Raw genomic sequence first — 13410 nt, 5'->3', positions numbered from 1 at the left:
TCACGTTGCCTTGTTGGCGGGCTGATTTTAGGCGTGGGGGGGCATTCATATAGGTGGGGTTTTGATAAACACCTTTGACAGATTTCGTAACAATCACCGATTAAGGTGGTAGAAACCGAACAATTGGCGATCTCGGTGATGTGGTTTTCAGGTGGGCCGCGTTATCGTTCTTCGCGGGCAAGCCTCGCTCCCACAGGGGTTTGGTGTGCTTTTAGCGGCGCATTCCAGGCTTATCACGGTAATTTGTAGGGGCTTGTTACTACCATCGTCGAATGGTTCTATAGGCCCGGCCCGGCTACAACTGGGGCCATACAAAAACAACTATTCCACCGAGGTAAGAAAGATGAGTGCGGCTTCTCTGTATCCCGTTCGTCCCGAGGTTCTGGCCAATACGCTGACTGACGAGGCAACCTACAAAGCCATGTACCAGCAGTCGGTCGTCAACCCGGACGGCTTCTGGCGCGAGCAAGCCAAGCGCCTCGACTGGATCAAGCCTTTCACCACGGTGAAGCAGACCTCCTTCGACGATCACCATGTCGACATCAAATGGTTCGCCGACGGCACCCTCAACGTTTCCTACAACTGCCTCGACCGTCATCTGGCCGAGCGCGGCGATCAAGTCGCGATCATTTGGGAAGGGGATGACCCGGCCGAAAGCCGCAACATCACCTACCGCGAGCTGCACGAACAAGTCTGCAAGTTCGCCAACGCCTTGCGCGGCCAGGATGTGCACCGCGGCGACGTGGTGACTATCTATATGCCGATGATCCCCGAAGCCGTGGTCGCCATGCTGGCCTGCACCCGGATCGGTGCGATTCACTCGGTGGTGTTCGGTGGTTTCTCGCCGGAAGCCCTGGCCGGTCGCATTATCGACTGCAAATCCAAAGTGGTCATCACCGCTGACGAAGGCATTCGTGCCGGCAAGAAGATCCCGCTCAAGACCAACGTCGATGACGCGCTGACCAACCCGGAAACCAGCAGCATCCAGAAGGTCATCGTGTGCAAGCGCACCGGTGGCAACATCAAGTGGAACCAGCATCGCGACATCTGGTACGAAGACCTGATGAAAGTGGCGGGCAGTGTCTGCGCGCCGAAAGAGATGGGCGCTGAAGAAGCGCTGTTCATCCTTTACACCTCCGGTTCGACTGGCAAGCCGAAGGGTGTGCAGCACACCACCGGCGGTTACCTGCTGTACGCCGCCATGACCCACGAGCGCGTGTTCGACTACCGCCCGGGCGAAATCTACTGGTGCACCGCCGACGTCGGCTGGGTCACTGGCCACAGCTATATCGTCTACGGCCCGCTGGCCAACGGCGCGACCACGCTGCTGTTCGAAGGCGTGCCGAACTACCCGGACATCACCCGGGTGGCGAAGATCGTCGACAAGCACAAGGTCAACATCCTCTACACAGCACCGACCGCGATCCGCGCGATGATGGCGTCGGGTCAAGCTGCTGTTGAAGGTGCTGATGGCAGCAGTTTGCGCCTGCTCGGTTCGGTGGGTGAGCCGATCAACCCGGAAGCCTGGGACTGGTACTACAAGAATGTGGGCAAGTCCCGCTGCCCGATCGTCGACACCTGGTGGCAGACCGAAACCGGCGGCAACATGATGAGCCCGCTGCCGGGCGCTCACGCCCTCAAGCCGGGTTCGGCGGCACGTCCGTTCTTCGGCGTGGTGCCAGCGTTGGTCGACAACCTGGGCAACATCATCGAAGGCGTGGCCGAGGGCAACCTGGTGATTCTCGATTCGTGGCCAGGCCAGGCGCGCACGCTGTACGGCGACCATGACCGCTTCGTCGACACCTACTTCAAGACCTTCCGTGGCATGTACTTCACCGGTGACGGCGCACGTCGCGATGAAGACGGTTACTACTGGATCACCGGGCGTGTGGACGACGTGCTCAACGTGTCCGGCCACCGCATGGGGACCGCCGAAATCGAAAGCGCGATGGTTGCGCACCCGAAAGTTGCCGAAGCGGCCGTGGTCGGTGTGCCGCACGACATCAAGGGGCAGGGCATTTATGTCTACGTCACGTTGATCGCGGGTGAAGAGCCGAGCGAGCAACTGCGTCTGGAACTGAAAAACTGGGTGCGTAAAGAGATCGGTCCGATTGCTTCGCCGGACGTGATCCAGTGGGCACCGGGGCTGCCGAAAACCCGTTCGGGCAAGATCATGCGCCGGATCCTGCGCAAGATTGCGACCGCCGAATACGATGGGTTGGGTGATATCTCCACCCTGGCGGATCCGGGGGTGGTGCAGCATTTGATTGATGAGCACAAGATCATGAATGTCGCTTAACCGACATCTCTGAGTCAGTAAAAGCCCCATCCGGTGTTGTGCCGGATGGGGCTTTTTTTGTCTGAGGTTTTTGTGTTGGCCGGTCGGGCCTCATCGCTAGCAGGCTAGCTCCCACAGAGGGAACTGCGCTCGTTTCAAATTGCGAATCCCCTGGAGATCCCTGTGGGAGCTAGCCTGCTAGCGATGGCGATCTGTCAGGCACTCTATAAACAACGCCCAATAATTATCGGCTTCACTTGTAGGCGCTTTCCCACTGTTACCCTCCACCCTTCAAGTAACTGAATGTGTAACCGCGCGCTCCGATGCGGGGCATTGGGAAACGCCAACCCCCATTCCCGGGCCTCTCCAGCCCAGCTAAAAAATAAGACACAACGCTGCGCTTGCCGGATTAGAAGGGTTTGCCAATAATAGGCCCGCAATTTGCAGCAGTGATCGGTTCACTGTCTTTTGCTCTTGCATGAATTTGCAGGGCTGTCAACGCGCTCAAGCGGCTTTCTCGGTGCATCTGTAATTAGTTGTCGCATTGAAGAAATATCGGCTTCGGGCCTGTCGTTAGAATGCCGATCACTCGCTCGTTGTGGCTCGCGTTGAAAAAAGCGCGCGGTTCCTACGACGCAGCACCGCTTTGCGGTTCCACTCATTCGCATATTGGGCTGTCGCTCACTCTGCCGTTTTAGCCCTTTACCGATGGAGTCCCAAGATGAAGAAACTCGTGCTGCTTGGCGCCCTGGCACTGTCCGTGCTGTCCCTGCCGACTTTCGCTGATGAAAAGCCTCTGAAAATCGGTATCGAAGCGGCTTACCCTCCGTTTGCTTCCAAAGCACCGGACGGCAGCATTGTTGGTTTTGACTACGACATCGGCAACGCTCTGTGCGAAGAGATGAAGGTCAAGTGCACTTGGGTCGAGCAAGAGTTCGACGGTCTGATCCCGGCGCTCAAAGTGCGCAAGATCGACGCGATCCTGTCGTCCATGTCGATCACTGAAGACCGCAAGAAATCCGTGGACTTCACCAACAAGTATTACAACACCCCGGCGCGCCTGGTCATGAAGGCCGGCACTCAAGTCAGCGAAGGCCTGACTGAGCTCAAGGGCAAAAACATCGGCGTGCAACGTGGTTCGATCCACGAGCGTTTCGCCCGCGAAGTCCTGGCCCCGCTGGGTGCCGAGATCAAGCCTTACGGTTCGCAGAACGAAATCTATCTCGACGTGGCCGCTGGCCGCCTCGACGGCACCGTGGCAGACGCTACGCTGCTCGATGACGGTTTCCTGAAAACCGACGCTGGCAAAGGTTTCGCCTTCGTTGGCCCGGCCTTCACCGACGTCAAATACTTCGGCGACGGCGTGGGTATCGCGGTTCGCAAGGGCGACGCGCTGAAAGACAAGATCAACACCGCTATCGCTGCCATTCGCGAGAACGGCAAGTACAAGCAAATCCAGGACAAATACTTCGCCTTCGACATCTACGGCAAGTAACACGTCCCGGCGACAAGTCCGAAATGGCGCAAGCAACAGGATCTCTGAGGTTTGCGCCATTTTTTCATCCCAACATTCGAGGACCTGAATCATGTTGAAAGGCTACGGGGCTGTCATCCTCGATGGCGCATGGCTGACGCTTCAGCTCGCCTTGTCCTCCATGGTCCTGGCCATTTTTCTGGGCCTGATCGGCGTTGCATTGCGTCTGTCGCCGGTTCGCTGGCTGGCCTGGCTGGGCGACCTGTATTCCACGGTGATCCGCGGTATTCCCGATCTGGTACTGATCCTGCTGATTTTCTACGGTGGTCAGGACCTGCTCAACCGCGTGGCGCCGATGCTCGGCTTTGACGACTACATCGACCTGAACCCGCTGGCCGCCGGTATCGGCACCTTGGGCTTCATCTTCGGTGCGTACCTGTCGGAAACCTTCCGCGGTGCCTTCATGGCGATCCCCAAGGGTCAGGCAGAAGCCGGCATGGCCTACGGCATGAGCAGTTTCCAGGTGTTCTTCCGGGTTTTGGTGCCGCAGATGATCCGTCTGGCCATTCCGGGCTTCACCAACAACTGGCTGGTACTGACCAAGGCCACCGCGCTGATTTCGGTGGTGGGTCTGCAAGACATGATGTTCAAGGCCAAGCAGGCGGCAGACGCCACCCGCGAGCCTTTCACCTTCTTCCTCGCAGTGGCGGCGATGTACCTGGTGATTACCAGTGTCTCGTTGCTGGCATTGCGTCACCTTGAGAAGCGCTACTCGGTAGGCGTAAGGGCGGCTGATCTATGATCTTCGACTACAACGTCATTTGGGAGGCCTTGCCGCTGTACTTCGGCGGCCTGGTGACCACCCTCAAATTGCTCGCGCTGTCGCTGTTTTTCGGCCTGCTGTGTGCGTTGCCGCTGGGCTTGATGCGCGTCTCCAAGAACGCCGTCGTCAACATGACGGCCTGGCTCTACACCTACGTGATCCGCGGCACGCCGATGCTGGTGCAGCTGTTCTTGATCTACTACGGTCTGGCGCAGTTCGAAGCGGTACGTGAAAGCTTCTTGTGGCCGTGGCTGTCCAGTGCAACGTTCTGTGCGTGCCTGGCCTTTGCGATCAATACCAGCGCCTACACCGCCGAAATCATCGCCGGCAGCCTGCGCGCCACGCCGAACGGCGAGATCGAAGCGGCCAAGGCCATGGGCATGTCGCGCTACAAAATGTACAAGCGCATCCTGCTGCCATCGGCTCTGCGCCGGGCGCTGCCGCAGTACAGCAACGAAGTGATCATGATGCTGCAGACCACCAGTCTGGCGTCCATCGTGACCCTGATCGACATCACCGGTGCCGCGCGCACGGTCAACGCTCAGTACTACTTGCCGTTCGAAGCGTACATCACCGCCGGCGTGTTCTATCTGTGCCTGACCTTCATTCTGGTGAAGCTGTTCAAACTGGCCGAGCGCCGCTGGCTGGGCTATCTGGCCCCGCGGAAGCACTGATATGGAACGCATCGATCACGTATTGCCGTGGAACCACCTGGGCAGCGAGCGCCAGATCTCGGTGTTCCGCTTCGGCAGTGGCGAGCGCAAGGCCTACATCCAGGCCAGCCTCCACGCCGATGAACTGCCGGGAATGCGCACGGCCTGGGAGCTGAAAAAGCGCCTGGCCGAACTCGAAGCCCAAGGCCTGCTCAACGGTGTGATCGAGCTGGTGCCGGTGGCCAATTCACTGGGCCTCGGTCAACTGTTGCAAGGCAACCATCAAGGTCGTTTCGAAGCGGGCAGCGGCAAGAATTTCAACCGCGATTTCGTCGAGCTGAGCGCGCCAGTGGCCGCTGAGCTGGACGGGCACCTGGGCGATGATCCGCACGCCAATATCCGCTTGATCCGCCAAGCAATGAGTGACGCACTGGCGGCATTGCCGCCGGCCGCAAGCCAGCTGCAAGGCATGCAGCGCATCTTGCTCAGCCACGCGTGCACCGCTGATGTCGTGCTGGATTTGCATTGCGATGCCGAAGCGGCGCTGCACATGTACGCCTTGCCGCAACACTGGCCGCAATGGCGTTCGCTGGCCGCGCACCTGAATGTGAAAGTGGGGCTGCTGGCGGAAGATTCCGGCGGCAGTTCCTTTGACGAGGCGTGCTCGCTGCCGTGGCTGCGTTTGTCGCGTCAGTTCCCGGATGCGCAGATTCCGCTGGCCTGTCTGGCGACGACCATCGAACTGGGTGGTCAGGCTGATACCGGTCGCGCGGACGCCGAGGCTTATGCCGAAGGCATTCTGGCGTTCCTCGCCGAGCAAGGCTTGATCAGCGGCGAATGGCCCAAGCCTGCGCATGAGGCGTGCGAAGGCATGCCGTTCGAGGGCACCGAGTTGCTGTTCGCGCCGCACCCGGGTGTGATCAGCTTTTTGCGTAAACCCGGTGAGTGGATCGAAGCCGGTGACGAGATTTTCGAAGTGATCGATCCGTTATCGGATCGGGTCAGCACGGTGTGTGCTGGTACGTCCGGGGTGCTGTTTGCCATTGAACGGCTGCGTTATGCCCAACCCGGTTTCTGGCTGGCCAAGGTGGCGGGGCGCGAAGCGCTGCGTCACGGGCGCTTGCTCAACGACTGACTGACTGTTTTTGTGAGAACCGACCGCATGTACAAACTTGAAGTCCAAGACCTGCATAAACGCTATGGCAGTCACGAAGTGCTCAAGGGCGTGTCCCTGAAAGCGGCGGCTGGTGATGTGATCAGCATCATCGGCTCCAGTGGCTCTGGCAAAAGTACTTTTCTGCGCTGCATCAACCTGCTCGAGCAGCCGCACGCGGGCAAGATTCTGCTCAACAACGAAGAGCTGAAACTGGTGGCAAACAAGGACGGCGCGCTGAAAGCGGCCGACCCGAAACAGCTGCAACGCATGCGCTCACGCCTGTCGATGGTGTTCCAGCATTTCAACCTGTGGTCGCACATGACCGCGCTGGAAAACATCATGGAAGCGCCGGTTCACGTGCTGGGCATGTCCAAGGCCGAGGCCCGCGAAAAAGCCGAGCACTACCTGAACAAGGTCGGCGTGGCCCATCGTAAAGACGCTTACCCGGGCCACATGTCCGGCGGCGAGCAGCAGCGCGTGGCGATTGCCCGTGCGCTGGCGATGGAGCCTGAGGTGATGCTGTTCGACGAACCGACCTCGGCCCTCGACCCGGAACTGGTCGGCGACGTACTGAAAGTGATGCAGGCCCTGGCGCTGGAAGGCCGGACCATGGTCGTGGTGACGCACGAAATGGGCTTCGCCCGTGAAGTGTCGAATCAGCTGGTGTTCCTGCACAAAGGTATCGTTGAAGAAAGCGGCAACCCGCGTGAAGTGCTGGTCAATCCACAGTCTGAACGCTTGCAGCAATTCCTGTCGGGCAGCCTGAAGTAAACCGAACTCCCGTTGCGCACCGGGATAGTGCATGCTTCGCAACCTAAAGGCTGGTCCCAATCCCTGCAGGAGCGGGGCTTGCCCGCGAATGCGGTGGTTCAGACAGCAATCATGTTGACTGAACCACCGTTCTCGCGGGCAAGCCTCGCTCCAACAGGGGAATGCTGCAGGTTTCGAGATTTGCGTTCATTTACGGGCTAGCATTGGCCCATGCCTTCATCACTGTTTTCGTTTCGGATTGCCCGCCATGACTGCCCATCGAATTGGTTTCCTGATTTGGCCCAGCACTAAAGCACTGACGCTTGCGCTGGCTGAGGAGGCCTTGCGTGTTGCCCAGCGTGTGCATCCGGATGTTGTCTACGAATTGTCGTTTTTGCAGGCCGAACCACCGACCGAAGGCGCCTGGCAACTGCCGGGTGAGCCGTGGGCCGGCAAGCTCGAAAACTTCCAGAAGCTGTTTCTGCTCGCCGATGAGCCGCCGACCACCCTCGCGCCAGCGCTCAGCAGTTCGCTGAAACAACTGGTGCGTGCCGGTTGCGTGATTGGTGGTTTGTCTGCCGGTGTCTACCCGTTGGCGCAATTGGGTTTGCTCGACGGTTACCGCGCTGCCGTGCATTGGCGCTGGCAGGACGATTTCGCCGAACGCTTCCCTAAAGTGATCGCCACCAGCCATCTGTTCGATTGGGATCGTGATCGACTGACCGCGTGTGGCGGCTTGTCGGTGCTCGATCTGTTGCTGGCCGTGCTGGCCCGTGATCACGGCGCCGAACTGGCCGGCGCTGTGTCGGAAGAACTGGTAGTCGAGCGTATCCGCGAGGGCGGCGAACGCCAGCGCATCCCGCTGCAGAACCGCCTCGGTTCCAGCCATCCGAAGCTCACCCAAGCGGTGTTGCTGATGGAAGCCAACATCGAAGAGCCGCTGACCACCGACGAAATCGCCCAGCACGTGTGCGTGTCCCGTCGACAACTGGAGCGGATCTTCAAGCAATACCTCAACCGCGTGCCGAGCCAGTACTACCTGGAACTGCGCCTGAACAAGGCCCGGCAGATGTTGATGCAAACCAGCAAGTCGATCATTCAGATCGGCCTGTCATGTGGCTTCTCATCGGGGCCGCATTTCTCCAGCGCCTACCGCAACTTCTTTGGTGCCACGCCGCGGGAAGATCGCAACCAGCGGCGCAGCAGCAGTCCATTCGAGTTGTCGTCGGTGCCGTCCGAGCGCGGCTGATGTTACTCGTCGATCTCGGAACCCTCTGAGGTCGACACCTGTATTTCCCCTCGGTTGATAACCTCCTCCACGCCAAAATCCGCACGGGTCAGTTCAAAGAAGCGGACCAGTCGCGCGAGGCTTTCCTGGGAAAACGGATTGCCTCTCAAGGTGATGTTTTCAGCAATTTCCACCGGCAATTCCAGCAGGTCGCTGGGCACCTCGGTTATTGCATTCATGCTCAGGTCAGCCCAGTCGAGATCCGCCAGCTGAAGCAGGCCGTCGGGTATGTCAGTGATGCCGGTGTCGTTGAGCAGCACGGTCGACAAGTCGGGCATTTGGCTTAGATCCGGCGTGCGCCCCAACGGGTTAAAGCTCAGGTCGAGGTAATCAAGCTGCTCCATTCCCGCCAATGCACTTGCCGACTCCGCTGAAAGGCTGACCCGGCAATCGGGGAGCGACAGCGAGCGCAGACGTCCCATCTTGAACACCGAATCGGGAATGTCACCCAGGTCACACTCGCGTAGCCGCAGGCTTTTGAGGTTGAGAAAGGACTCAAGGAAACGCCCCAGGCGTGTTGCGCCCTCGGCACTGTCAACCTCGAGCGCGGAAACGTGGCTGAAGTCCGCACTCAAGGTCGGCAGTTCTCCATTGATGACCGGACGGACCCTGAGTTCGAACGTCGGCTCAAGTGCTTCGTTGAACTCATCCAGTTCCGACTCGCGCTGCCAGCACTTCTCGAGCGCTCGCTTGAATTCGTCGCGGTTCGTTTGCTCGGCAACGAGTTGCTCGTCACTGAACGGTTCGCCCGTCACCGGGTGCTGCTGCGGAACATCGGCGGTCCACGCGGACAAATCGTTTTTCAGCTGGGTGAGCTCTTGTTCAAGGCGCGTCAAATAGCTGCGGCCATCCTCCAGAGTCCCCGGCAATTCGTAGACGAACTCGCTCGCCTGCTCGATTTCCATGCTGGGGTACAGCGCCTTGACCCGATCGATGTCGGCTTCGGGTGCATAGACGCCCATGTCGTAGGCGGTTTCGAAGTGGTGTTGCTTGATCAATTCTCGCGCGCTGTTCGACAGTGGGTTGTCGGTGAGGTGCAGGCCGCGCTTGTCGTAAAGCGAACTCTCGAATAACCCGGCAGGCAACTCGCTGATGTGGTTGTTCATCAGCAGGAGGGTTTGAAGCTTCGGGTGTTGCAGAAGGCTGGCCGCAATCCCTGTCTGGCGGGTGTCGCTCAGGTCCAGGTGCGCCAGCTCGCTCATCGTGTCGATATGCGGCAAGGTTTCAAACGGATTTTTGTACAGGTCGAGCATGGCCAGTTGCTTCATTGACGCCAGCTTCGACCACGTGGCGGCGTCGACCCGGATGCCGCAATCGCTCAAGACCAAGGCGTGAAGGTCGGGCATTTGGCTGATGGCGTCGGGGAGGGTGTTCAGGGAAAAGCGGCGCAATTCCAGGCGGCGCAGCCCACTGAAACCTCGTAGAAACGCGGGAATGGCCTGTGCGCTGCGCGTGCCTTCCAGGGACAGCTGCGACACATGACTGAAATCGGCAGTCAACGACGGCAAGTCGCCGAGGATCGGCTCTGCAAACCTGAGCACATATTGGGTCACCCCCTCCGGTGTGTCGAAATCCCGGTCGGACTGTCGACGCCAGCTGCGCTGGATTTCCTGGGCCAGCAACCGTCGGTTGTTTCGCTCGGCTTGTTGATCAAGCTCACTGAGCGGGCTTCCGGTTTCAGGATGAGTTGTTGGGGAATCACTGACCCAGGCGCGCAGGTCCTGATGCAGTCGGGCCAACTCCCTCCTCAAGCGTGAAAGTTCTACGCGAGCACCATCGGGATGAAGTTGCAGTGTCTGGACAATGGACTGCATTTCTTCCTGAGGCAGGTTGGGGTAAACCTCGCGAACCCGGTCGTTGAGCGTCGGTGTCTCGCGGGCGATTCGACTGTAGCCCTCGGTACCACCGGGCAGGCGCATGGTGGTCGGGTCATAGAACGGTTTCCGATGGGGATTTTTTGCAAACAGCCTGCGTAAGGCCGGTTGCTCCAGTGCGTGTTCGGCGATGCGTTGTTTAAGGACCTGGGCATCTGTGATCGAAGGGTTCAACTTGTTGCGTTGCGCATCCGGCAGCGCCCGGAACAAGGCCTGATAAAAATCCTCCGGCGACGAATCCGAGTCTTGGTGTACGTGGTAAGTCCCGTCTTCAGCGCGAACCAGTATTTTTTGTAGGGGCGCATCGGGTTGGCCAATGCTGTCGCGCAAAGCCCCCTCGGCCGAGTAGTCCCGCACTTCGATACGCAACCCGGCTGGTAAATCGGGCAGTGAGTTCAGGCTTTGCAAGGCCAGTCGGTGGGTGTCGGTGGTGTCCAGCGCTTCGGAATAAAAACCTTCAGAGGCTCGGATGGCACGCACGGCCTCCATGGCTTTGAGCGCGGCGTCCTTGAGACGCTGGGGCGTGCGGCCGTTGTGCAGCTGTTTCAGTTCCGTGCCGGACGCATTGCTCACCAGTTCCTCGGCGATATCGGTAGGTAACCCCCGCACATCATCGATCAGCCGCTGAACCCGCAGGTCATCGGTTTTTTCCAACGCGCGATAACGCAGATCGAACAGCGATTTGCGGTAATCCCGGGCCAGTTCTGCGGTCCGTTGTCTGAAGGCTGATGTTTGGGCTTGCGCTGTCGGCATTGGCGTGTCGACAGGCCAGCCGTCGTAGCCACTCAGCAGTTGATGTTGCAGGGTCGAATCAGCCTTTCGATAGTGCTCGGGTTGATCACTGCCGATCTGCTCGATAAAGGTGTCGATGTCCCGGTTGATCTTGAAACGCTTGATCGTGTCGGTCAGCAGCGAAGGCGGGCGGTAATGTTCGACATGCATTTCGCGCACGGCGTTGTCGTGGAAACCGCTGACCCGCAGGATCTGCTCGCGCTCGGCGTTGCTGAACGACTCGACACCCTGGCCGATTCGACGCATGACCGTTTCCCGATCCCACTCCAGCGGTTGTTCCAGCTCGGTGTGCCAGGCGCCGTGGTGATTGTGCAGTAAAGACGGCTGATAAGCATCGGCGCGGGTCGGGTGCTCAATCTGAAACGCGTTGGAGGTGCCGTCGGGTTTCACGGCATACAGTTTTCCTTCCAGAGGCAGCAGCGTCTTGCCCCCGTGGCGATAGAGGCCAAGCTGATCGGGTTTGGCGCCTTCGGGCAAACGCTGTGCCTGTTCGTAAGGGGTCAGATCCGGCTTCCAGTAGCGGGTTTTTCCTTTCGGCGTTGCGACGGGTTTGAGCGGGTCGACCAGCGCGACCGCTTCGCGCGAAAGCAAACGGCTGAAGGCGCCGGCAGCGATCGCACCACCCACCGCGAATGTGCCCACCTCAACCACTGTTTCAGCGAGTGTAATCAAATGCCCGACCGCCTCTGTTTTCAGTCCTTCGGCCAGGTCTACGATGCCTTCGAATGTTTCGTCGAGTAACTGGTAAGCCATATAACCCAGCATTATTTCGCCAAGAAACGGGACGAACGGCAATGCCACGAATGTTGCGATTTCAAGCAGCGTCGAAGCTACTTTGCTGACGGCATCCCACAAAGCCCAGCGCGCGTTTCGGTCGGCGGAGGCGGTGGAGACGGCCAGCGTGCTGGCGTCGTTGAGGATCTTGTTCAGTTGTCGCTGATAGAGATGGTTCCACAGGTCCGCGCTGAACGGCGTCATTGAAAACCGCAGGTTGGGCCTGTCGATGGGCGTTTCGCGCCAGCTCGGCAGTGGGTCGCCACGCTTGTGTTGATGCCAGGTCACGCGCTGGAGGCGGCGGTTGAGATCAGCAAAAAAAGGGCCCCTTTCCTTATGCTCGACGAAGCGGCTGAAGAACGTCTGGTAGGCCGGGGCGCGTAGCTTGCGGGTCAGTTCGGTCATGAACGCCAGGGTATTCGGGTACTCCTTGAGCGGGTGCTCGGGATCGTCGGGAATGTAGGCAATGATCCGTGTTCCCTTGCGTGCGCGCTCCAGGCTCGGCGCGAAAACGACAATCCCGGTCAGGGAGGAGGACATGAGGGTCAGGTCATGACCGTACAGCGGCTGGCCATTGAGTCGCGCCCCGGAACGACCTTCCACAAGGCGCAGGATCGAGTGATAGGCATCCTCTGGAATATCCTTGCGGATTTGAGCCATTTGCAGCGCGGCTTTGAGTGCCGTTTTATGCGAGCTGATCACCTTCGCTTTCAACACCGCGCCGGCCACCGGGTTGGTCAGCCCAAGATTGTCTTTGAGGTACGTGGTGTAGCGGGCGCCGATGTCCAGTTCCCGGCACAGCCTCACAAAGGCAGCGATGGTCAGTTTCTGATTGACCGCCGGCAGCGTATCGAACTGCCCTGCGGGCGATGGTTCGGTAATGAACGTCGAGGCGGGCTCGTAAGCATCCGCCGCCATTTCCGATGCCTGAAAGTTATGCAGGGCGGCGTCGAGCAGCGACACGGTCCAGGTGCGTGCAGCCCCCGTCTTGATCCCGAACCAGGGCACGGCTTGTGGAATGTACAGGCGCAGGAAGGTGGTTTTAACGTCCACTTCCAGATCAAACCGGGTTTTCAAGGCCGCGCTTAGCAACGCTTCGGCGAAGGCGCGTGCGCTTTGCAGCCTCGACAGCGTTGAGTCCAGACGATTTCGCTGGGTCCAATGTTCCTGGCTGAGCTTTTTCAGCGACTGGTGTTGCAGGGATGTCGCGGTGCCGTGCCAGTGCGGCGCGGCAAGCGAGGCGGTTTTGAGGGCATCGCGTGTCGCGGGCGAGGCTTCCAATACCCAGGCCGGCAGGTTGTTGAACAGATGATGGTAGTGATCGTCCGGTTGCGTGGCGGATTCATTGCCACCGACATTTGAAGGGCGATCGTTTTCGTGTCGACTCATGCGCTATTCCCTTAGCGTTTGGATGAGTCGCCAGCAAAACAGACGATGGCGGGGCGGGTGCGGTACATATTTACCGCACCGCTCGACAAGCCTGCCTATAACCTGTGCCGGCGGTTTAAACTGCGCCTTTGCGACCCTATATGTCGCATTGCCGTAAAC

At 59.3% G+C, this 13410-nt stretch carries 8 protein-coding genes; 7 read left to right on the top strand and 1 reads right to left on the bottom strand.

Annotated features, from left to right (window positions below):
• Positions 1-343: 343 nt before the first annotated feature.
• The 7 genes from acs to HP062_RS12810 all read left to right on the top strand — a co-directional run bounded on the left by acs (position 344) and on the right by HP062_RS12810 (position 8383).
• The gene (gene acs / locus HP062_RS12840) at positions 344-2299 is read left to right on the top strand and encodes an acetate--CoA ligase (protein ID WP_172791493.1); all 1956 of its coding nucleotides are present in this window, start codon (positions 344-346) and stop codon (positions 2297-2299) included.
• A 700-nt stretch (positions 2300-2999) separates the two neighbouring features.
• Positions 3000-3773 (top strand): ABC transporter substrate-binding protein, encoded by a 774-nt coding sequence (locus HP062_RS12835; protein WP_010457256.1) that lies wholly within the window; start codon positions 3000-3002, stop codon positions 3771-3773.
• Positions 3774-3864: 91 nt separating this feature from the next.
• On the top strand, positions 3865-4554 hold the full coding sequence (locus tag HP062_RS12830; RefSeq protein WP_010457254.1) for an ABC transporter permease: 690 nt from the start codon (positions 3865-3867) through the stop codon (positions 4552-4554).
• Positions 4551-5249, top strand: coding sequence for an ABC transporter permease (locus HP062_RS12825; RefSeq protein ID WP_010457252.1), 699 nt, complete (start codon positions 4551-4553; stop codon positions 5247-5249). The genes HP062_RS12830 and HP062_RS12825 overlap by 4 nt, the downstream gene beginning before the upstream one ends.
• Before the next feature lies 1 nt (position 5250).
• Positions 5251-6363, top strand: coding sequence for a M14 family metallopeptidase (locus tag HP062_RS12820; RefSeq protein ID WP_172791492.1), 1113 nt, complete (start codon positions 5251-5253; stop codon positions 6361-6363).
• Positions 6364-6390: 27 nt separating this feature from the next.
• Positions 6391-7155: an ABC transporter ATP-binding protein gene (locus HP062_RS12815; protein WP_010457249.1), complete on the top strand. Its 765-nt coding sequence runs from the start codon at positions 6391-6393 to the stop codon at positions 7153-7155.
• 247 nt (positions 7156-7402) lie between these two features.
• Entirely contained in the window at positions 7403-8383 is a 981-nt protein-coding gene (locus HP062_RS12810; protein ID WP_010457247.1) for a GlxA family transcriptional regulator, read from the top strand.
• A 2-nt stretch (positions 8384-8385) separates the two neighbouring features.
• Here the strand turns inward: HP062_RS12810 and HP062_RS12805 are convergent, their stop codons facing one another.
• A complete protein-coding gene (locus tag HP062_RS12805) occupies positions 8386-13251 on the bottom strand; it encodes a dermonecrotic toxin domain-containing protein (RefSeq protein WP_172791491.1) in 4866 nt (1621 codons plus the stop codon).
• Between the last annotated feature and the right edge of the window lie 159 nt (positions 13252-13410).

This window comes from Pseudomonas sp. B14-6 (assembly GCF_013260315.1).
In the GTDB taxonomy this organism is placed as follows: domain Bacteria; phylum Pseudomonadota; class Gammaproteobacteria; order Pseudomonadales; family Pseudomonadaceae; genus Aquipseudomonas; species Aquipseudomonas mandelii.
Note: the sequence above shows the minus strand (reverse complement) of the source record. Positions and strands in the feature narration are given on the sequence as shown.